Raw genomic sequence first — 20,487 nt, forward strand, 5'->3', positions numbered from 1 at the left:
CTCGGTAGCGTGAGTCGGCCAGTTTGGAAGCCAGGCGCCCTAGCGTAGCTGCAAATATTTCCAGGATCGGCGGCTCTTGAGCCTCGGACATGAAAAAAGGGCGGCTCCGAAAAGCCGCCCTTTCATCTTAGCTCATCAGCCTAGTCTTACCACGGACGGTAGTTCAGGCCGATATTGAAGCGACGACCATAGGGGTCGAAGTTCGAGTAGAGGGTAGTGCCCAGCCACGGAGCCTGCTCGGCGTCGAAGATGTTGGTGACGCCAGCACGCAGGGTCAGGTCGTCACGAACATTCCAACGGATCGTCAGGTCGTTACGCACGAAGTCACCCGTACGCAGGTACTCGACCGGCTGGTTGTCAGGGTTGTTCACAAAGTCGCGATAATTCACGATGTCCTGCGAGGTCTGCCAGTCAGCCACCCAGGTAACGGTCCAGTCCTGGTTCGGCGACCAGGCCAGGCGAGACGTGAAACGAACGCGCGGATAGAAGGGCCGCGACGCCAGCGGGGTGTAGGCGTTCGGGTTTGCCGTCGACAGGAAGTTATCCTGCTGGATCAGCCACAGACCGCCGATGCTGTAGTCGAAACGACCCCAGTTGCGGCCGATCATTTCTTCCGAGTCGAAGGAATAGCGAGCGGTGAAGTCGAGGCCGCGCGTTTCCATCTTGGCGTAGTTGATCGGCTGCTGACGGAAACCGCCGACCGGATCACCATTCGGAGCGCCGACACGGAAGCCCACCGAGCGGTCGGCCGCCGAGGTGCCAGCCACGGCCGCGACGTTGCGGTAGACCAGCGAACAGGCGTCCGGGTTCAGGTTCGGACCGCTGCTGACGCAGGATTCCGCAAGCCCCTGAGCCGACGGCGTGGCGATGACGTCCTCGATCCGGATCTCATAGTAGTCGAGCACCGTCGAGAAGTTCGGGATGAAGCTCGGCTGCCAGACCACCGAGAAGGTGAAGGATTCCGAAGTTTCCGGGCGCAGGTTGGTATTCCCGCCAGAAACGCCGGCCACGCCCGAAGCGTAGACGCCGGTCGAAGGGGCGCCCGGAACGAAATCGTCGTCCGGATCGGCGGTCGTACCAGCAAAGTCGAAGGTCAGGCCCTTCTGAGCCGCCAACGCCGTACAGTTGGCGATCCGGTACGATTTAATGTCCTGATCGGCCAGACGCGAAATGATGGCCGTGGCGCAGGGATCTGCAAAGCTGTTGCCGAACGTCTCGGTGAAGGGCCTGAAGTTTTCACCCAGGTTCGGAACGCGGATGGACGTGTTGAAGCTGGTCTTGAAAGCGATATCGCGGATCGGACGATAAACGAAGTTGACGCCATAAACGTCCTGCCCGCCGATCGTGGAATAATCCGAGTAGCGATAGCTTCCGCTCAGCTCGGCATATTCGCCCAGGAAGCTGTCACGGAACAACGGCACCGAGAGTTCCGCGAACAGTTCGCGCGACTCGTAGGACGCCCCATCGAAATCCGGCCCCGTATTCAGGAACAACCAACGCCCTGCGGTATCCTTGTCGCGCCCGACGGCCTCAGTGTATTCCTTGCGGTATTCAGCGCCGACCGCGACGCCAATGGCGCCAGCGCCCCACATATCCCACAGTTGGCCCGACACGGACGCGACAGCGTCGTGTTGACGGTTCAGCTCATGGACAGTGATCGACGCGTCGATATATTTCAACGCCTCAGCGCTCTGGTTACCGACCCCGAAAATGTTCAGCGGCGTACATTGGTCCAGAGCAGCCTTCCCGCCCGGCGTGTCACGCAGGTCGCCGCCCACATTCCAGTCTTCAACGAAGCCGCCGTTGGCCTGTATCAGCTTGGCGCGACAGACGATCTCGCCTGCCTTGCCGTTGACGACGCCGGCAGTGTCCACGACCGCATCGGCAGCAAGGTTGAAGCGCAGGACGTCAACACCACGCTCAGTGTTCTGCATCTTCGCCTGGCCGTAGGTGTAGCCGATATCCCAGCTCAGGTTCTTGATCGGGCCGAACGAGTCATGGTCGCCGGTCAGGCCCACGACATAGCGTTGCAGTTCACGATCATTATCCTGACTGCGGTCCGGGCCGAACATGGCATGACGCGCCCACTGGCGGTTGACAGCGGCCAACGGAGCTCCCGGCGCCGTCGCGGTCGGGTTGGCGTAGTTCGTCACCATATTGGTGCGAATAGCATCCTTGATATTCGACGGCAGATAGGCGTTATCCGAGTAGTTCAGGATAAACGACGAGGTACCAAGGATGTAGTTAGTTTCATTCTTTCCAGTGTAGCCATCGGCGAGATACACATCGAAGAACGTCGGCTGAGAAATATCAAACGTGTTTTCTTTGATATACTTCGCTTCAGCGTAAGCCTTCACATTGTCATTCAGATGGAAGGTCGCACCCGTCTGATAGCGTTGCGATTCCGATTCCGGAACACGGCTATCGGTCGAGAACATCGACGGGTTTTCGCCGTCGCCGCCGATGTTATAGGGGCGGTTATTGCCGACCACGCCGACACGCGAACCGAAGTTCGCCAGACGAGCCGTGCCGCCGTCGAACCAATAGGTCTTGGCCGGATCAACCGAATAGCAGTTCGCGACGTTCACATTCGTACAATTCGCGACCGGCACGTTCGGATTGGTCGAAGGACTCGGCTGCTGCGCATTGGCGATCGTCAGCGAACCCCAACGCGGGCGATCCAGACGGACCACGCCCGAGAACATCAGGTTGTCGATGATGCCGTCGTAGTTGGGGCCAATGGCGGTCGACGTGGGATCAGCGTCCATGCCAAGCATGACCGGTGCGCGACGCAGCCAGTCGATATCCATCGAGGTGACGGCGTCGGACACTTCATATTCAGCGTGGCCGTAGACGTTCAGGCGATCGCTGAAGAAGTTCTTGCCCACCAACGCCGAAATACGGCGAGCGCTCTGACCGTCTTCGTTGATGCGGGCGTAGTTGGCGTCGATTTCAACGCCTTCGAAGTCCTTACGCAGGACGAAGTTCAGAACGCCCGACACGGCGTCGGCGCCATAGACCGACGAGGCGCCGCCGGTCACGATTTCAACGTTCTGGATCAGCAGGCGCGGAACGGTGTCCACGTCCACCGCCAAAGACCCGCCGTTCGAGCCGACATGGCGACGGCCATCGACGAGCGTCAGGGTGCGGTTGGAGCCCAGCGAGCGAAGGTTAGCGAGCGACAGGCCGCCATCGCCCAGACCCGAGCCGGTCGTATCAGAAGGCACCACCGAGTTCGACAGAGCAGGAATAGTGGCCAGGTAGTCGATCATGGTCGACTGACCGCTTTCCAGCAGCTGCTCGCGCTGAACCTGGATCAGCGGAGTCGGCGAGGTGGTCGGGTCACGGCGAATACGCGAACCCGTGACGACAATCTCTTCGACCTGGGAAACCTGCTCATCGGGCTGCGTCGACTGCGCCAGCGCCGGCGCCGAGATCGCCATGACGCCAGCCAGGACCGTCGTCCCAAAAAGATAACTGCGGTTCATTTTCATTGGATGTGCCCCAACTTGTTAAACTCAAAGCGCCCAGGGAATTGAAGGACCCTTGTTAGCTTGGGTCTAACCAATAGCGGCCGGCAAGCAAGCTTTGTGTCGTGAATGGGGCCAATAAACGTCGTTCGTGTAACAATACGGCCACAACCGCGCCGCAGTTAGGGCCTGAACAAGGCAAGCGAAACGAAGCTCAGCGAATAATAATTTTTGAAACTGGGCCAGGCGTCAAGCGGCAGATTCGCGCCTGCAGAACAGCAAGCGCGGGAAACGGCTCAGCGCTGAGCCGTCACTACGAACATAATGATAGGACTGACGCCCGAAGCGTCGGAGCTGCGTAAGCCCCGCGCAACTGCCTACAGATTATCCCGCAACCATCCGGCCGCGCGGGCGACCATGCCGCCGCGATGCACCTTGGGCGCGTCGGCGGCTGTGATCTGGCGGGACATCAGTTTGCGGGCGGAGACAGCCTCGCGCGGGCCGTAGGCGGCGCGCAGCAGGACGCCGGCGGCCGAGCAGAAGGCTGGACCGGCAGCGGCGTCGGCCAGGTGGGGCGCGCGTTGCGGACGGCCCAGGCGCACCGGGCGGTCGAAGACGCGCACGGCCAGTTCACGCACGCCGTTCAACTGGCTGGCGCCGCCGGTCAGGACCAGGCCTGCACCGGGCTCAAGGCCCATGCCTGCGTGCTTCAGGCGGTCGCGCAGCAGCTCCAGCGTCTCTTCCACGCGCGGGGCGATGACGGTCTTGAGCATGGCGCGCGGGACGATGACGGGGCCAGCCGAGGCGTCCTCGCCGCGCGGCGGGGCTTCGAGCATTTCGCGGTCTTCATTGGCCGATGCCATGGCCGAGCCGTGCAGGGTCTTCAGCCGCTCGGCGCCCACGCGCGAGGTCGACAGGCCGCGGGCGATGTCGGCGGTCACATGGTCGCCGCCAACGTTCAGGCTTTCGATATGCAGCAGGGAGCGCCCGCCCCAGACCGCCGCCGAGGTCGAGCCGCCGCCCATGTCGATGCAAAGGGCGCCCAGCTCCATCTCATCCTCTTCCAATGCGGCGAGGGAAGAGACGACGGGCGCGGCGGCCACGCCCTGCAGGTCCAGGTGGGCCAGTTCGAGGCAGTGGCTGAGGGCGTTGAACGAGCCCTCGGACATGGAGACGACCAGCAGGTCGAGCCCGAGCGAGCCGCCGCGCATGGCGCGCGGATCGTGCACGCCCCTCGCCCCGTCCACCGACCAGGCGATGGGCAGGACGTGGATCGGGCGCCGGTTCGGCAGGCGGATCTGGGCCAGGGCCATGCCGATGGCGCGGGCCAGGTCGGCGTCGCTGATCGGGTGCGAGCCGAGGGAGACGCGCGCCTGCACCCGGTGGCTGGCCATCTGGCCGATAGCCGTGGTGACGACGACGCCGGAGACCGGGGCCCCCGCCGCGCGCTCGGCGCGTTCGACGGCGTGGCCGATGGCCTGCGCCGTCTCGTCCATGTTGACGATGGCCCCGCCCTTGACGCCGCGCGACTGGACGTGGCCGGCGCCGGCGACGCGGATGGTGCGGTCGGCGTGGCGCACGCCGTCCGGCTTCATGATGAAGCAGGCGACCTTGGACTGGCCGAGATCGAGCGCGGCCACGACCGGCGCGCGCGGCGCGCCCCTGCCCTGTTCCGGCTTCATGTCTCGGCTGCGTCCAACCATGGGTCGTGTCCTAAGAGGTCAGAAAGTCAAACGGCGCCTTCGGAAGGGCGGACGGCCACTTCTTCGGGCGTGCGAAGGTCGATGCGGGCGAAGCCCAGGTCCAGCAGGCGTTCGCGCTGGTCCAGGGCGTCGAGGCGGATGAGGGCGGATTCCTGATCCACGGCAGGCAGCTGGATCAGGGCGCCGTCCTTGAGGCGCAGATCCCAGCGGCGCTCGTCCACGCGGACAAGGGCGTCGATTTTCGCCATCAGGCGCGGACGCTGGGCCAGCAGGGGCAGAACGTCGGAGGCGGCCTGATCGGCGCCCTTGCCCACCACCAGCGGCAGGCGCGGATAGCGGCCCGCGTCGGCGCCGTTGATCACCAGACCCTGCGCATCGATGACGTGAGCCTTGCCGCCGACCTGCCAGACGGCGAGGCGGTCGTGTTCCTTGACGTCCACGATCAGGGTGTCGGGCAACAGGCGCACCACGCGCGCCTCCTTGACCCAGCCGACGGTCTGCACCCGGTCGCGCACGGCGGCCAGGTCCAGGCTGACGATAGGCTGCTCGGCATGGACGCCGACGGCGGCGCGCACGGCGGCGGCGGCCTCGGGCGAGGCGCCGGTGACGTGAACCTGGCGCACCTTCAGACCCATGCCGGTCGTGACGGCGTCAAAGCGCTCGGTGGCGGCCGTCGAGATGCGCTCGGCGCGCGCGCCGGTGGCCAGCACGGCCGCGACGATGCCGACGCCCACCACCAGGGTCGCCGCCACCACGCGAGGCGACATGTCCAGCCGGCCGATCGCGGCCGCGCGGCTAGGGGGAGCGCCGCGCGCGCCGCCCTTGCCCGAAGACTGTCGCCGACCGCCGCGCACTACCGCGGGCATAAGGCGTCCTCCACCATCCAACGAACCAGTTCGCGATAATCCATCCCGACATAGGCCGCCTGCTCGGGAGCGAGCGAGGTCGAGGTCATGCCGGGCTGGGTGTTGATCTCCAACAGAACGAGAACGTCGTTAACATCGTCATAACGGAAGTCGGCGCGGGAAACCCCTCGGCAACCCATGGCTGCGTGAGCCAGCTCGGCCTGGCGTAAAGCCTTGTCAAAGACGTGCGGCGGCAGCTCGGCCGGCAGGACGTGCGTGGAGCCCCCCTCGGCGTATTTGGCCTCGTAATCGTAAAAGCCCTTGGTCGGGGTGATGTCGGTGATGGTCAGGGCGCGCGGACCGGTCGCCTCGCCCAGGACCGTGACCGCCAGCTCCTTGCCGGCGATGAAAGGCTCGACCATCACCTGGTCGCCATAGGCCCAGTCGGCGGCGCCGACCTCGGCCACCGGACGGTTGGCGCCCTCGCGCACCAGGAAGACCCCGACCGAGGAGCCTTCGGCGTTCGGCTTGACCACATAGGGCGGGTCGATGACGTGGCGGCTGGCGACCTCGTGCCGATCGAACAGGCCGCCGCCGGGCACGATGACGCCCGCGGCGCGCAGCACGGCCTTGGACTTGTCCTTGTCCATCGCCAGGGCCGAGGCCAGAACGCCGGAGTGGGTGTAGGGAATTTTCAGCGTCTCAAGGATGCCCTGGACGCAGCCGTCCTCGCCCCATTTGCCGTGCAGGGCGTTGAAGACGACGTCGGGCTTCAGCGCTGTCAGCACCTGGGCCAGATCGCGCCCGGCGTCGACGCGCGTGACCTTGGCCGCCTGCCCTTCCAGGGCGTCCGCGCAGCCGCGACCCGAGGACAGCGAGACCTCGCGTTCCGACGACAGGCCGCCCATCAGGACAGCGACATGGAGGGTGTTCAGGGGCGCACGCATGGCAACATCCGAAGACTAGCCCGCCCCTATGCCCTGAATACGGTTAACCGGTTGGAAACGATACGGGGTCGTGGAAGGAAATTCGTCACCATTTTCCTTCTCCCCTTGTGGGAGAAGGTGGCAGGCGGAGCCTGACGGATGAGGGGTGCGACGGCGCTGGGTGAGCGGCTGGAAATCAGGAACTGTCGCGCCGACACCCCTCATCCGGCCCTGAAGGGCCACCTTCTCCTACAAGGGGAGAAGGATTACGGACGCCCGATCCGCCTGATTTCCCAGTTCAGCTGCACGCCGGTCTTTTCCAGCACGTCGGCGCGGACGGCTTCGCCCAGCCCCTCGATGTCGGCGGCGGTCGCCTCGCCGGGGTTGATCATAAAGTTGGAGTGCAACTCGCTGAACTTAGCGCCGCCTCCGGTGACGGCATGCAGCTTGCCGCGCCAGCCCGCGTCGTCGACCAGCTTCCACGAGGAATGGCCGTCCGGGTTCTTGAAGGTCGATCCGCCGGTCTTTTCGCGGATCGGCTGGGTCTTCTCGCGGCGCTCGGTGATCTCGCTGATGCGGGCGGCGACGGCCTCCGGCGCGTCGGGCGCGCCGCGATAGGTTGCCTCAATCCAGATGATGTCGGCCGGGGCGTTGGAATGGCGGTAGGTGTAGCCGAAGTCGGCCAGGGACAGTTCGACCCGCTCGCCCCTGCGGTTCAGCCCCCAGGCGGACACCAGCACGTCCTTGGTTTCCGAGCCGTAGCAGCCCGCATTCATGGTCAGGGCGCCGCCGATGGAGCCGGGGATGCCCGCATAGAACTCCAGCCCGGCGATGCCCGCCTTGGCCGAGGCGCGCGCCACCATGCTGTCCAGCGCGCCTGCGCCCGCCGTGACGGTGTCGCCGTCGGCCGTCACCTGGCCCCAGGCGCGGCCCGCCAGACGGATCACCACGCCCTCGACGCCCCCGTCGCGCACGATCAGGTTGGAGCCGACGCCGATCGCCGTGACGGGCACGCTTTCGGGCAGGGCCTTCAGGAAATCGGCCAGATCGTCGGCGTCGGCCGGGATGAACAGGGCGTCCGCCGCGCCGCCCACACGGAACCAGGTGTAAGGCCCCAGCGGCTCGTTCAGCAGCAGCTTGCCGCGCACGGCGGGGAGATTATCGCGCCAAGGCATCATTATTTCCGCTCATCCCCGCGGAGGCGGGGACCCAAGTAAGAGCTGCTGCGATGCCCGCTCATGACAACCCGCGCAAGACCCCGAGCGTCGCCGCCTGAGGCCAAAGCACTGGGTCCCCGCCTCCGCGGGGATGAGCGGATGGTGGGGAGGTTCAGCCTAGCGCCTCTAGCTGCGCCGGCAGGGCGTAGGCCCAGCTGGTGATGTCGCCCGCGCCCAGCAGGACGACCAGATCGCCCGGCTTCGCCTCTTCGCGGATCACGCGCGGCAGGGCGGCGGCGTTCTCCAGCGCAGCGACGTGGAGATGGCCGTAGCGGCGCACGCCCTCGACCAAGGCGTGCTTGTCGACGCCCTCGATCGGTTGCTCGCCCGCCGGATAGACGTCGGCCACCAGAACGCTGTCCGCGTCCGAGAAGCAGGTGGAGAACTCCTCCATCAGGTCGCGCAGGCGGGTGTAGCGGTGCGGCTGGACCACGGCGATGACGCGACCCGGATTATCGGCGTTGTGGACCACCTGGCGCGCGGCCTTCAGCACGGCGGCGATCTCGACCGGGTGGTGGCCGTAGTCGTCGATCACCCGCACCCCGTGGGCGACGCCCGTGGTGGTGAAGCGCCGTTTGACCCCGCCGAAGCCCGCCAGACCCGCGCGGATGGAATCGTCGTCCACCCCGATCTCGCGCGCCACGGCGATGGCGGCCAGGGCGTTGGATACATTGTGCCAGCCCGCCATCGGCAGGTGCAGGTTCTCGATGCGCGCCGGTTCGTCCAGAGCCGCCATGCCCTGCCCCTGAATGACCACATCGAAGCGCGAGCCGTCCGGGTCCATCCGCACATTGTCAGCGCGCACCATGGCCTGCGGATTGAGGCCATAGGTGACCAGACGGCGGTTATCGATCCGGGCCGCCAGCTTCTGCACCTCGGGGTGATCGAGGCAGACCACGCCGAAGCCGTAGAAGGGAATGTCCTCGATGAAGTCGCAGAAGGCCTTCTTCACCGCGTCGAAGTCGCCGTAGTGGTCCAGGTGCTCCGGGTCGATGTTGGTGATGATCGCCACGGTGCATTTCAGGCGCAGGAAGGAGCCGTCGCTCTCGTCCGCCTCAACCACCATCCAGTCGCCGTCGCCGACCTTGGCGTTGGTGCCGTAGGCGTTGATGATGCCGCCGTTGACCACCGTCGGGTCCAGCGCACCCGCGTCCAGCAGGGCCGCGACCATGGAGGTCGTCGTCGTCTTGCCGTGGGTGCCGCCGACGCCGATAGAGAATTGCAGCCGCATCAGTTCGGCCAGCATCTCGGCCCGACGGACCAGAGGAATGCGGCGTTCGCGCGCCACGACCAGTTCGGGGTTCGCCGCCTTGACCGCCGTGGAATAGACCACCGCCGAGACGCCCTCGCTCACATGGGCGGCGTCGTGGCCGATGTAGATGCGGGCGCCCAGCTTCTCCAGCCGCTCGGTGTTGGCGCTGGCCTTGGCGTCCGAGCCCTGCACCTGATAGCCGATCTTCAGCATGATTTCGGCGATGCCGCTCATGCCGATGCCGCCGATGCCGACGAAGTGGACAGGCCCAAGGGCGAACGGAACGGGGCGAAGACGACGGATCATGCACGCCTCATAGCCGCACCGTCGCCGACTGCGAAGACGCCCCAGGCGCCTGCGCGGCATTATATGTAAAATCGGCTGAACCCCGCACCCAATTGCGCAGACCGAACGTTCGTTGCTCGCCATGACGGCCAGGAGGAGCGACGCGGTGCCCGAGAATTCGACAAACCAAGACATCATCGGCCAAGGCGGGGAGTTGCACCAGCAGGCCTCGACCCCCGAGACGCGGCTGACCACCAACCATGGGACGCCGATCAGCGACAATCAGAACTCGCTGAAGGCGGGGCCGCGCGGACCGACGCTGCTCGAAGACTTCATCCTGCGCGAGAAGATCCAGCATTTCGACCACGAGCGCATTCCCGAGCGCATCGTCCACGCGCGCGGCTCGGCCGCGCACGGCGTGTTCGAGCTGACCGAGAGCCTCGAACAATACACCACGGCCAAGATCCTGACGGAGGTCGGCGAGAAAACCGAACTGTTCGCCCGCTTCTCGACCGTGGCTGGCGGCGCCGGTTCGATCGACACCCCGCGCGACGTGCGCGGCTTTGCGGTCAAGTTCTACACCAAGGAGGGGAACTGGGACCTGGTGGGCAACAACATCCCGGTCTTCTTCATCCAGGACGCCATCAAGTTCCCCGACCTGATCCACGCCGTGAAGATGGAGGCGGATCGCGGCTATCCGCAGGCCGCGTCCGCCCACGACACCTTCTGGGACTTCGTCGGCCTGATGCCCGAGACCACCCACACGGTGATGTGGGCCATGTCGGATAGAGCCATCCCGCGCTCCCTGCGCATGATGGAAGGGTTCGGGGTCAACACCTTCCGCCTGGTCAACGCCAAGGGCGAATCGCACTTCGTCAAATTCCACTGGCGGCCCAAGCTGGGGACGCAGGCCACCTGCTGGGACGAGGCGGTGAAGATCGCCGGGGCGGATCCCGACTTCCACCGCCGCGACCTGTTCGACGCCATCGACCAGGGCGACTTCCCTCAGTGGGACTTCGCGGTGCAGGTGCTGACCCAGGCCGAAGCCGACGCCCTGCCCTTCGACATCCTGGATGCGACCAAGATCATCCCCGAGGAAGTCCATCCGCTTAAGGTCATCGGCCGCATGACGTTGAACCGGAACCCCGACAACTTCTTCGCCGAAACGGAACAGGCCGCCTTCCTGCCGACCAACATCGTGCCGGGCATCGACTTCTCGGACGACCCGCTGCTGCAGGGCCGGCTGTTCTCCTATCAGGACACCCAGTTGTCGCGCCTGGGGACGGTGAACTTCCACCAGATTCCGATCAACCAGGCCAAGGGCTGCCCCTTCCAGAACTTCCAGCGCGACGGCCATATGCAGACGCAGGTCCCGACCGGTCGCGCCAACTACGAGCCCAACAGCCTGGCTCAGGCCGGAGAGGACGGCGGCCCCCGCGCCGACGCCAAGGGCGGCTTCACCAGCTTCCGCGAGCCGGTGGAGAAGGAGAAGGTGCGGCTGCGCTCCGAGACCTTCGCCGACCACTACAGCCAGCCGCGGCTGTTCTTCGCCAGTCTGGCGGCGCCCGAACAGGCTCACCTGGCCTCGGCCATCGTGTTCGAACTGTCGAAGGTCTCGCTGGAACACGTCCGCAATCGCGTGATGGGCAATCTGCGCAACGTCGATGAAGACCTCGCTAAACGGGTCGCCGACGGCCTGGGCATGGCCCTGCCCGAAAAGACCCCGGCGGCGGCCGAGCCGATCGACCTGGCCCCGTCGCCCGCCGTGCGTCTGATCGGCAAATACCCGGACAGCCTGAAAGGGCGGAAGGTCGGCGTGCTGGTCACCGACGGGGCCGACGGGGCCGTGGTCAAGGCGGTGCAGAACGCGGCCAAGGCGGCCGGCGCGGCGGTCGAGATGATCGCGCCCAAGCGCGGAGGGGCCAAGCTGAAGGACGGCTCGACGCTGAAGGCGGATCATCAGCTGGCGGGCGCGCCCTCGGTGCTGTTCGACGCGGTCGCCCTGGTGCTGTCGGCCGACGGCTGCGAGCAGTTGCTGACCGAAGGCGCGGCCGTCGACTTCGCCAAGGACGCCTTTGGGCACCTGAAGGCCATCGGTCATACGCCCGAAGCCCAACCCCTGCTCGACAAGGCGGGGATCGAGGCGGACGCCGGCGTGGTCGATCTGTCGAACGGGGCCGACGCCTTCATCAAGCCCGCAGCCACCCGCCAGTGGGACCGCGAACCCAAGGTACGCACCCTGGCCTGACGACGAGAGGTGGGGCGGCCGCCGAGCGCCGCCCCATTTCCTTCGCCTGTTCTGAATCTTGGTTACTCCGCCTTAACCGTAAGGATTCACCATAAGCGCCTCATCTGTCCGGGGCCGCTTTTCCATGTCCGAGTTGAAGACCGACGTCATCCTGCGTGGCGACTGCATCGAGGTGCTGAAAGGCCTGCCGGACAAGTCGGTGGACATGGTCTTCGCCGACCCGCCCTATAACCTGCAACTGGGCGGCGACCTGCTGCGTCCCGACAACTCCAAGGTCGATGCGGTCGACGACGACTGGGACAAGTTCGAAAGCTTCGCCGCCTATGACGCCTTCACCCGCGCCTGGCTGGGTGAATGCCGGCGGGTGCTGAAGGACGAGGGCTCGCTGTGGGTCATCGGCAGCTATCACAACATCTTCCGCCTGGGCGCGGCGATGCAGGACCTGGGGTTCTGGGTGCTGAACGACATCATCTGGCGCAAGTCCAACCCGATGCCGAACTTCAAGGGCACGCGCTTCACCAACGCCCATGAGACCCTGATCTGGGCCGCCAAGTCGCGCGAGCAGAAGCGCTACACCTTCAACTACGACGCATTGAAGGCCTTCAACGAAGACACCCAGATGCGCTCGGACTGGACACTGGCCCTGTGCACCGGCCACGAGCGGCTGAAGGACGAGGACGGCGCCAAGGCTCACCCGACCCAGAAGCCGGAGGCCCTGCTGCACCGGGTGCTGCTGTCGGCCAGCCGCGTCGGCGACGTGGTGCTGGACCCCTTCTTCGGCACCGGCACGACGGGCGCGGCGGCCAAGCGCCTGGGCCGTCATTTCATCGGCATCGAGCGAGACGAGACCTACGCCAAACTGGCCGAGAAGCGCATCAAGGCCGTCATCCCGGCCGCGCCGGAAGACCTGGTCGTCACCGGATCCAAGAAGGCCGAGCCCAAGGTGCCGTTCGGCGCCCTGGTCGAGGCGGGCCTGCTGGCGCCCGGCGACAAGCTCTACTGCCCCAAGGGCGAGCGCGAGGCGCGGGTGCGGGCCGACGGCTCCCTGGTGTCCGGGGCCCTGACCGGCTCGATCCACAAGCTGGGCGCCCTGCTGGAAAACGCCCCGGCGTGCAACGGCTGGACCTACTGGCGCTTTAAGACGGACACGGGCCTGCGCCCCATCGACGCCCTGCGCGCCGAGATCCGGGCCGGGATGCAGTAGGGCGCGAATCTCGCTCTTCGCCTAACTCACAGGCGCGATTGAATAATATCGTTCCGGCAACGCTGGAACCCGGCTTGGCCGGGCGGATTGAGGTTTCGGCGCCGCGTATCGCGCGGGCGCAGGAGCCTGTCATGAAAATTGCTCAAGTCACGCCTTTGTATGAGGCCGTGCCGCCCCGGCTTTACGGCGGCACGGAGCGCGTGGTCGCGCATCTGACCGACGCCCTTGTCGATCTCGGCCACGACGTCACCCTGTTCGCCAGCGCCGACGCCCGCACCCGCGCACGGCTGGTGCCGGTCCGCGACCAGGCCATCCGCCTGGACCCCGCGCCGCTGAAATCAGATCTCGCCGCGCACATGAGCCAGTTGGCCGAGGTGCTGGACAGCGCCGACCAGTTCGACGTCATTCATTTCCACACCGACATGATCCACTTCCCCTTTTTCCAGGGGTGGGCCGACAAGACGGTGACGACGCTTCACGGCCGGCTTGATGTCAAGGATCTGGCGCCCGTCTATGCGCGCTGGCCCGAGTTCGGCCTGGTGTCGATCTCGGACGATCAGCGTCGCCCCCTGCCCCACGCGAACTGGCGCGCCACCGTGCATCACGGCATGCCGGGCGATCTCTACCGGTTCTCCCCCCAGTCGCAGGGCTATCTGGCCTTCCTGGGCCGCATCTCGCCCGAGAAGCGTCCGGACCGGGCCATTGAGATCGCGACCAGGCTGAACAAGCCCCTGAAGATCGCCGCCAAGGTAGACGCCGCCGACCGCGTCTACTGGGAGACCGTCATCGAGCCGCTGGTGCGAAACAACTCTCTGGTCGAGTTCGTCGGCGAGATCGGCGATGCGGACAAATCAGCCTTCCTGGGCGGCGCGGAGGCCCTGCTGTTCCCCATCGACTGGCCCGAGCCCTTCGGCCTGGTGATGATCGAGGCCATGGCCTGCGGCACGCCGGTCGTGGCCTTCGCCTGCGGGTCCACGCCGGAAATCATTGAGGAGGGAGCCACCGGCTTCCTCGTGTCCACGATGGAAGAGGCGGTCGCCGCCGCCGCCCATGCGCACCGGCTGGACAGGGAAGCCATCCGGGCCCGCTTCGATCTGCGCTTTTCGGCGACCGCCATGGCGCGGCGCTATCTGGACGTCTACGCCGACCTGCTGGCGCGGCGTCCGTTTGCAGCGCCGATGCGGCCGATCGAGGAAGAGCGCAGCTTCGCCGCTCTGGCCTAGAGGCCCCGGCCGAAGGCGAACGCTGTTTTCGTCTGAACTGAACCCCGTTCCCGACCGTTCGCCTATCAGCTGCGCAGGGGAGCCAGCCGCAAGCGGAGACGCTGATGGACGACGCCTATTCGACCCAGGTCACGGCCGCCGACACCAACGATCAGGACGGCCTTGAGACCTTGATGGCCCTCAAGGACGGCGACACCTTCCTGGTGGCCGATCATTGGGGGGATGTGAAGGCGGGCGCCGACGGCCTGTTCGACAAGGATACCCGGCTGCTGTCGCGCTTTGCCCTCACCGTCGGGCGGGCGCGGCCGTCCCGCCTCAGCTCGGGCGTGACCAAGGACAATGTCTTCTTCACCTGCCACTCCACCAATCGGCCCTTGCCGCCGATGGGCGGGCGATCAGCGCCGGCCGGCGTGCTGCATCTGGAACGGCGGCGCTTCATCTGGGACCGGCGGCTGTTCGAGCGGGTGCGGATGGTCAACCACGGCGTCGAGGACATCCTGCTGCCGCTGACGTTCGAGTTTGACGCCGACTTCGCGGACATCTTCCAGGTGCGCGGCACGGTGCGGCCCCAGCAGGGCGAAATCCATCCGCCGGTGATCGACGGGCGGCGCGTGACCTTCAGCTACACCGGCCTGGACGGGGTGAAGCGCACCAGTTGCCTGGCCTTTTCGGAGCCGCCCGCCCGCCTCAGCGCCACGCGCGCCGAGTTCATGTTCAGCCTGCCGCGCGGCCGCAGCCTGGACCTGTTCGTCGAATGCGGCCTGGACGCCTGCGACCAGCCGGATGAGGAGCGCTGGCGCTGGCACTCCATCCTGGCGCGGCTGGCCATGCGGCGGCGGCTGCGGCGCGGCGCCATCGTCGAGGGCGGACGCAACCAGGGCTTCAACGACTGGCTGCGGCAGTCGCGGGCCGATATCGCCTTGCTGGTCACCGACCTGCCGACCGGCCCCTATCCCTATGCGGGGACGCCGTGGTTCTCGACCCCGTTCGGGCGCGACGGCATCATCACCGCCTGGCAGATGCTGTGGATCGACCCCGGCCTGGCCAAGGGGGTGCTGACCTATCTGGCCGCGCGCCAGGCGACCGAGACCAACGCCTTCATGGACTCCGCCCCCGGCAAGATCATGCACGAGACGCGCGGCGGCGAGATGAGCGTGCTGGGAGAGGTCCCCTTCGGCCTCTACTACGGCGGGGTCGACACCACCTGCCTGTTCATCGCCCTGGCCGGCGCCTACGCCAAGCGCACCAACGACTATGAGACGATCCGCGCCCTGTGGCCCAATCTGATCGCGGCGGCGGGCTGGATGAAGGACTATGGCGACAGCAACGGCGACGGTCTGATCGACTACGCCCGCGCGGCCGACACCGGGCTGTCGAACCAGGGCTGGAAGGATTCCGAGGACTCCATCTTCCACGCCGACGGCCGCTTTCCCAAGGGGCCGATCGCCCTGCTGGAGGTCCAGGGCTACGCCTTCGCCGCCTGGAAGGCGCTGGCCGAAATGGGCGCCGTCCTGGGCGACGGCCGCGCCGACGAATGGGCGAACCGCGCAGAGACGCTGCGCGCCCTGGTCGAAGAGCGCTACTGGATGGAGGACGAGGGCTTCTACGCCATCGCCCTGGACGGCGACGGCGAGCAGTGCCGGGCAATCGGCTCCAACGCCGGGCACCTGCTGTTCACCGGCCTGCCTTCGCATGAGCGGGCGCGTCGGGTGACGCGGCGGATGCTGACGGCCGAGTTCCGCTCCGGCTGGGGCCTGCGGACACTGGCCAAGGGGCAGGCCCGCTTCAACCCGATGAGCTATCACAACGGCTCGGTCTGGCCGCACGATACCGCCTTGGCGGCAGCCGGCATGGCCCGCTACGGCGAGCGGCATGCGGTGGCCATGCTGCTGGGCGAGATCTACGGCTCGGCCGCCCATTTCCAGATGCGCCTGCCCGAACTGTTCTGCGGCTTCGTGCGCGAGACGGGCGAGCCGCCGATCGCCTATCCGGTCGCCTGCCTGCCGCAGGCCTGGGCGGCGGGGTCGGTCTTCCTGATGATGCAGGCGGTGCTGGGCCTGAACATCGACGCCGCCGAGGGTCTGGTCGAGGTCAACAATCCCGCCCTGCCCGCCGGGCTGGATCGACTGTCGATCACCCGGCTGAAGGTCGGCGACGGCGTGATCGACCTGCACTTCCAGCGCCTGAACGGCCACGTGGTGGTCATGCCGCGCGAACGCAGCGGGACGGTGAATTTACGAGCGACGGGCTAGGGTCTGGATCCGCTTTTCCTTCTCCCCGTGTGGGAGAAGGTGGGCGCCGCAAGGCGCTCGGATGAGGGGTGTCGGCGCTAGGCTTGAACTTTGTGACTTCGGCAGGTGTGCAGCTAGACGCCGGAGCGGACACACCCCTCATCCGTCTCGCTGCGCGAGCCACCTTCTCCCACAAGGGGAGAAGGGTTGGTTGCGTCGACGGCTCTGCGCCTCAAACCCTCAAGCAGATCCAAGCCCGCGCTCCAGCGCCTTCCTGAACACGGTCGGCAGGGCTTTGGCCGCCTCGTCCGCCGGGGTCCATGAGAAATCGCCCTCGCCCGTCGCCACATGCACCTCCAGCGTCAGGCTGAAGTGGGTGAAGACATGCTCGATCGATCCAGCCGCGCGCCAGTCCGCATCGACCGGCGGGGCGAACGCCGGCGCCGCGCTCCAGTCCGAGGTCGGCAGGCCGGCCATCCCCCCCAGCAGCCCCCTGTCCGGCCGTCGCACCAGGGCGACGCGCCCCTCGCCATCCGTCAGCACATAGGCGTGGCCGCGCCGATGCGGTCGTTCAGCCTTCTTCGTCTTCAACGGGTAGCGTTCCGGCGTTCCCGTCTTCAGCGCCTCGCAGCCAAAGGCCAGCGGGCACTGCTCGCACAACGGCGACCGGGGCCGACAGACGCCCGAGCCCAGGTCCATCAGCGCCTGCGCCCAGTCGCCCGGCCGGTGCTCGTCCACGAACAGGGCCGCCAGCCGCCGCAGTTCGGGCCGGGCGGCGGGCAAGGGCGTCTCCAGCGCGAACAGGCGGCTCATCACCCGCTCGACATTGCCGTCGACGACGTTGGCGGGCTGGTCGAAGGCGATGGCGGCCACGGCGGCGGCGGTGTAGGCGCCCACCCCCGGCAGGGCCAGAAGCTCGGCCTCGGTCCGCGGAAAGACGCCGCCGTGTTCGGCCGTCACGGCGCGGGCGCAGGCCAGAAGGTTTCGCGCCCGGGCGTAGTAGCCCAGCCCCGCCCAGGCGGCCATCAGCTCGGCGTCCTCGACGGCCGCCAGGTCGGCCACCGTCGGCCAGCGGGTGGTGAAGCGCTCGAAATAGGGCGCGGCGTGCGGGACTGTCGTCTGCTGCAGCATCACCTCGGACAGCCAGACGCGATAGGGGTCGGTCTTGGCCGGCGCCCCCGGCGGCGCGCGCCACGGCAGGCTGCGCGCATGGGCGTCGTACCAATCGAGCAGGGCGGCGCGGAGAGAGGGGACGTCGGTCATCGCTCAGGTTATATAGGACGAATGCGTCGTCCCCTGCCCACCGAAAGCGAAGCCCGCGAAATCCTGGCTCGGCGCCGGACGCGCCCGGCCTTGCGACCGCCGCCTCCGGCAGGGCGCTCGCTGGCGCCGCTGATCAAGAAGCTGGACGCCCAGTTCGGGCGCGGCGCCTCGGCCCTGGAGCCGCGCTGGGTCGAAATCGTGGGCGAGCGGCTGGCCCGCGTCACCCGCCCGCAGAAGCTGACCAAGGGGCGCGGCAACGCCGGCGGCACGCTGGAGCTGCGCGTGGCCGGGCCCGCCGCCCTGCTGGTCCAGCACCAGTCGGCCGATATCATCCAGCGCGTGAACCTGTTTCTGGGCGCAGGTTCGGTCGAAAAACTGCGCATCGCCCAAGGCCCGGTGAAGCCCTTGCCAGCCTCTGGCGCCAAGCCCCGTCCGCGGGGCCGCGCCGTCCTGCCGCCCCTGCCCGCCGCGACGGAAGCGGAACTGAACGCCTCGGTCGAGGGGGCCCCCGACGGGCTGAAGGCGGCGCTGGGAAAGCTGGGCCGCGCCGTGCTGTCGCAGCCTCCGCGCGAAGAGTGACGTTGACAAATCCTCCCTGCCGGCGTTCTCGACATGCAGACGTTTTCGCTCGCGCGCGAGAATCGCGCGACGGTTCCGCCTCTCATTTCTGACAAGGACCTCCAATGGCCCCGACCTTCAAATACGCCGCCATGAGCCGCCGCGCCGCCCTGTCCGCCGCCGCCCTGGCCTCGATGGCCGTGCTGGCCGGGTGTTCGGGCGGCGGCGCCGGGGGCGAAGTCGCAGGCGACATGGCCCAGGGCGCGCCCGAAGGCGCCAAGGTCACCGTGGTGGAGTACGCCTCGATCACCTGCGGCCACTGCGCCGTCTGGAATGAGGAAGTCTATCCCGAGTTCAAGAAGAAATACGTCGACAACAACAAGGTTCGCTTCGTCTTCCGCGAATTCCCGACGCCGCCGCAGGACATCGCCGTCGCCGGTTTCCTGATCGCTCGCTGCGCTGGTCCGGACAAGTATTTCGACGTCGTTCACGACATCATGGCCAGCCAGAAGGAATGGCTGGCGGGCGTGGCGCCGCGCACCACCCTGTTCCGCGCCGGCCAGGCGGCGGGCCTCAGCGAGCAGCAGATCAACGACTGCATTCGCGACAAGGCCGCCATCGAAGCGATGGAGAAACGCATTCAGGCCGGTATCAGCGCCGGCGTGAACGGCACGCCCTACTTCACCGTCAACGGCGTGAATGTGGCCGACAGTTCCCTGTCCGGCCTGTCCGAAGCCATCGACGCGGCGCTGGCGAAGTAAACGTCCAAACGGAGGGGGGGGGCGGACACGATGAAGCGTTCAACGGTCGTCGGCATGGCGGTCATGGCCCTGATCCTGTCCGCCTGCGGCCAGGGGGGCGGCGGGAGGGCGGCGGCCGAGGGCGACATGGCGATCGGCGCCGCCGAGGGCGCCAAGGTCACGGTGATCGAATACGCCTCGACCACCTGCGCCGGGTGCGCCGCCTGGAACGAGCAGGTCTGGCCTGATTTCAAGGCCAAATACGTCGACACCCAAAAGGTCCGCTTCGTCTTCCGCGAATTCCCGACGCACCCTCAGGACGTGGCCGTCGCGGGATTTCTGATCGCCCGCTGCGCCGGTGAGGACAAATATTTCGAGGTGATCGACCATCTGATGCGGTCACAGGCCGAAATGCACGGCGGCGCCGCCCCGCGCGACGTCCTGCTGCGCACAGCGCAGGCCGCAGGGCTCAGCGAGGCGCAGTTCAAGACCTGCACCTCGGACAAGGCCGCCATCGCCGCCTTGGAACAGCGGATCGGGCAGGCCTCGGCGGCGGGCGTGACCGGCACGCCGACCTTCATGGTCAACGGCCAGATCGTGAACGACAAATCGCTGGCAGGCCTGTCAGCCCACATCGATCCCCTGTTATAAAGCGCCTCATGACCCGTCGCATCCTGACCCTTATTTCGGCCTTGGCGATTGTCGGCCTGAGCGCCGCTCCGGCCGCCGCACTGGACCTGGTCCGCAAGTCCGCCGCATCCTCGTCTTCCGCGCAGGCGGCGGTTCCGGCCGTGACGGCGGCGGACCGGATCATGGGCCGCGGCGACGCCCCCGTGACGGTGATCGAATACGCTTCCTTCACCTGCAATCACTGCGCCGACTGGACCAATGAGGTCCTGCCCCAGTTCAAGGCTCGCTATATCGACACCGGCAAGGTTAGGCTGGTGTTCCGCGACATGCCGACGGCCCCGGCCCAGATCGCCTCGACGGCGGCGGGCATCGGGCGATGCGCCGCGCCGGGCCGCTTTTTCGACGTGGCCCGCGCCTTCATGAGCGGTCAGGCCGCCGCCTTCGAAAAGGGCGACGCGCGCGACTGGTTCGCGGCCGCCATCGCCGCCAGCGGCCGCACTCAGGAGCAGATCGAGGCCTGCCTCAAGGACCCCGCCGTCGGCCAGGCCCTGCAGGCCGAGGTCGAGGGCGCCGTGGCCGCCGGCGTGACCGGGACCCCCTCCTTCTTCCTCAACGGCAAGCGGGTCGATGACCATTCGCTTCAGGCCCTGTCGGCGGCCATCGACCCGTTGATCCGGGCGCGCTGATCGCGA

General features: G+C 67.0%; 14 protein-coding genes and 1 pseudogene. 8 read left to right on the forward strand and 7 right to left on the reverse strand.

What is annotated here, in order from left to right; genetic code table 11:
- Positions 1-146 precede the first annotated feature (146 nt).
- The 6 genes and pseudogenes from PIB44_RS12175 to murC form a co-directional block, all read right to left on the reverse strand.
- Complete coding sequence (locus PIB44_RS12175) at positions 147-3,494, reverse strand: TonB-dependent receptor domain-containing protein (RefSeq protein WP_278069578.1); 3,348 nt, start codon at positions 3,492-3,494, stop codon at positions 147-149.
- Between the two features lie 353 nt (positions 3,495-3,847).
- Positions 3,848-5,173 (reverse strand): cell division protein FtsA, encoded by a 1,326-nt coding sequence (gene ftsA, locus PIB44_RS12180; RefSeq protein WP_025976238.1) that lies wholly within the window; start codon positions 5,171-5,173, stop codon positions 3,848-3,850.
- Positions 5,174-5,199: 26 nt separating this feature from the next.
- Positions 5,200-6,039, reverse strand: coding sequence for a cell division protein FtsQ/DivIB (locus PIB44_RS12185; RefSeq protein ID WP_278069579.1), 840 nt, complete (start codon positions 6,037-6,039; stop codon positions 5,200-5,202).
- Positions 5,969-6,965, reverse strand: a pseudogene (locus PIB44_RS12190) (D-alanine--D-alanine ligase). Before PIB44_RS12190 ends, PIB44_RS12185 begins: the two are co-directional and overlap by 71 nt.
- 245 nt (positions 6,966-7,210) lie before the next feature.
- Positions 7,211-8,119: a UDP-N-acetylmuramate dehydrogenase gene (gene murB, locus PIB44_RS12195; protein ID WP_278070990.1), complete on the reverse strand. Its 909-nt coding sequence runs from the start codon at positions 8,117-8,119 to the stop codon at positions 7,211-7,213.
- A gap of 154 nt (positions 8,120-8,273) precedes the next feature.
- Positions 8,274-9,719, reverse strand: coding sequence for a UDP-N-acetylmuramate--L-alanine ligase (gene murC / locus PIB44_RS12200; protein ID WP_134581454.1), 1,446 nt, complete (start codon positions 9,717-9,719; stop codon positions 8,274-8,276).
- Positions 9,720-9,840: 121 nt separating this feature from the next.
- Between murC and PIB44_RS12205 the strand changes: the two genes are divergently transcribed.
- The 4 genes from PIB44_RS12205 (at position 9,841) to PIB44_RS12220 (ending at position 16,625) form a co-directional block, all read left to right on the forward strand.
- Positions 9,841-11,946: a catalase gene (locus PIB44_RS12205; protein ID WP_376787714.1), complete on the forward strand. Its 2,106-nt coding sequence runs from the start codon at positions 9,841-9,843 to the stop codon at positions 11,944-11,946.
- Between the two features lie 124 nt (positions 11,947-12,070).
- A complete protein-coding gene (locus PIB44_RS12210) occupies positions 12,071-13,150 on the forward strand; it encodes a site-specific DNA-methyltransferase (RefSeq protein ID WP_278069581.1) in 1,080 nt (359 codons plus the stop codon).
- A 131-nt stretch (positions 13,151-13,281) separates the two neighbouring features.
- Entirely contained in the window at positions 13,282-14,373 is a 1,092-nt protein-coding gene (locus tag PIB44_RS12215; RefSeq protein ID WP_278069582.1) for a glycosyltransferase family 4 protein, read from the forward strand.
- A gap of 104 nt (positions 14,374-14,477) precedes the next feature.
- Positions 14,478-16,625 (forward strand): amylo-alpha-1,6-glucosidase, encoded by a 2,148-nt coding sequence (locus PIB44_RS12220; RefSeq protein WP_278069583.1) that lies wholly within the window; start codon positions 14,478-14,480, stop codon positions 16,623-16,625.
- Between the two features lie 219 nt (positions 16,626-16,844).
- Here PIB44_RS12220 and mutY read toward each other — a convergent pair whose 3' ends face one another.
- Entirely contained in the window at positions 16,845-17,867 is a 1,023-nt protein-coding gene (gene mutY / locus PIB44_RS12225) for an A/G-specific adenine glycosylase (RefSeq protein ID WP_278069584.1), read from the reverse strand.
- A gap of 21 nt (positions 17,868-17,888) precedes the next feature.
- Here mutY and PIB44_RS12230 point away from each other — a divergent pair, with 21 nt between their 5' ends.
- The 4 genes from PIB44_RS12230 (at position 17,889) to PIB44_RS12245 (ending at position 20,481) form a co-directional block, all read left to right on the forward strand.
- Entirely contained in the window at positions 17,889-18,446 is a 558-nt protein-coding gene (locus PIB44_RS12230; RefSeq protein ID WP_278069585.1) for a DUF721 domain-containing protein, read from the forward strand.
- A gap of 104 nt (positions 18,447-18,550) precedes the next feature.
- Positions 18,551-19,186: a thioredoxin domain-containing protein gene (locus PIB44_RS12235; RefSeq protein ID WP_134581458.1), complete on the forward strand. Its 636-nt coding sequence runs from the start codon at positions 18,551-18,553 to the stop codon at positions 19,184-19,186.
- Between the two features lie 30 nt (positions 19,187-19,216).
- A complete protein-coding gene (locus PIB44_RS12240; RefSeq protein WP_278069586.1) occupies positions 19,217-19,816 on the forward strand; it encodes a DsbA family protein in 600 nt (199 codons plus the stop codon).
- An 8-nt stretch (positions 19,817-19,824) separates the two neighbouring features.
- Positions 19,825-20,481, forward strand: a complete 657-nt coding sequence (locus PIB44_RS12245; RefSeq protein ID WP_278069587.1) for a thioredoxin domain-containing protein — start codon at positions 19,825-19,827, stop codon at positions 20,479-20,481.
- The last annotated feature ends 6 nt before the right edge of the window (positions 20,482-20,487 follow it).

Origin of the sequence: Brevundimonas sanguinis (assembly GCF_029636725.1) — a bacterium.
GTDB classification, from domain to species: Bacteria; Pseudomonadota; Alphaproteobacteria; order Caulobacterales; family Caulobacteraceae; genus Brevundimonas; species Brevundimonas sanguinis.

What these genes read in the sequence shown, in the direction of transcription:
- PIB44_RS12175 (WP_278069578.1), bottom strand. Translation starts at nt 3,494, where the DNA reads ATGAAAATGAACCGCAGTTATCTTTTTGGGACGACGGTCCTGGCTGGC.
- ftsA (WP_025976238.1), bottom strand. Translation starts at nt 5,173, where the DNA reads ATGGTTGGACGCAGCCGAGACATGAAGCCGGAACAGGGCAGGGGCGCG.
- PIB44_RS12185 (WP_278069579.1), bottom strand. Translation starts at nt 6,039, where the DNA reads ATGCCCGCGGTAGTGCGCGGCGGTCGGCGACAGTCTTCGGGCAAGGGC.
- murB (WP_278070990.1), bottom strand. Translation starts at nt 8,119, where the DNA reads ATGCCTTGGCGCGATAATCTCCCCGCCGTGCGCGGCAAGCTGCTGCTG.
- murC (WP_134581454.1), bottom strand. Translation starts at nt 9,719, where the DNA reads ATGATCCGTCGTCTTCGCCCCGTTCCGTTCGCCCTTGGGCCTGTCCAC.
- PIB44_RS12205 (WP_376787714.1), top strand. Translation starts at nt 9,841, where the DNA reads ATGACGGCCAGGAGGAGCGACGCGGTGCCCGAGAATTCGACAAACCAA.
- PIB44_RS12210 (WP_278069581.1), top strand. Translation starts at nt 12,071, where the DNA reads ATGTCCGAGTTGAAGACCGACGTCATCCTGCGTGGCGACTGCATCGAG.
- PIB44_RS12215 (WP_278069582.1), top strand. Translation starts at nt 13,282, where the DNA reads ATGAAAATTGCTCAAGTCACGCCTTTGTATGAGGCCGTGCCGCCCCGG.
- PIB44_RS12220 (WP_278069583.1), top strand. Translation starts at nt 14,478, where the DNA reads ATGGACGACGCCTATTCGACCCAGGTCACGGCCGCCGACACCAACGAT.
- mutY (WP_278069584.1), bottom strand. Translation starts at nt 17,867, where the DNA reads ATGACCGACGTCCCCTCTCTCCGCGCCGCCCTGCTCGATTGGTACGAC.
- PIB44_RS12230 (WP_278069585.1), top strand. Translation starts at nt 17,889, where the DNA reads ATGCGTCGTCCCCTGCCCACCGAAAGCGAAGCCCGCGAAATCCTGGCT.
- PIB44_RS12235 (WP_134581458.1), top strand. Translation starts at nt 18,551, where the DNA reads ATGGCCCCGACCTTCAAATACGCCGCCATGAGCCGCCGCGCCGCCCTG.
- PIB44_RS12240 (WP_278069586.1), top strand. Translation starts at nt 19,217, where the DNA reads ATGAAGCGTTCAACGGTCGTCGGCATGGCGGTCATGGCCCTGATCCTG.
- PIB44_RS12245 (WP_278069587.1), top strand. Translation starts at nt 19,825, where the DNA reads ATGACCCGTCGCATCCTGACCCTTATTTCGGCCTTGGCGATTGTCGGC.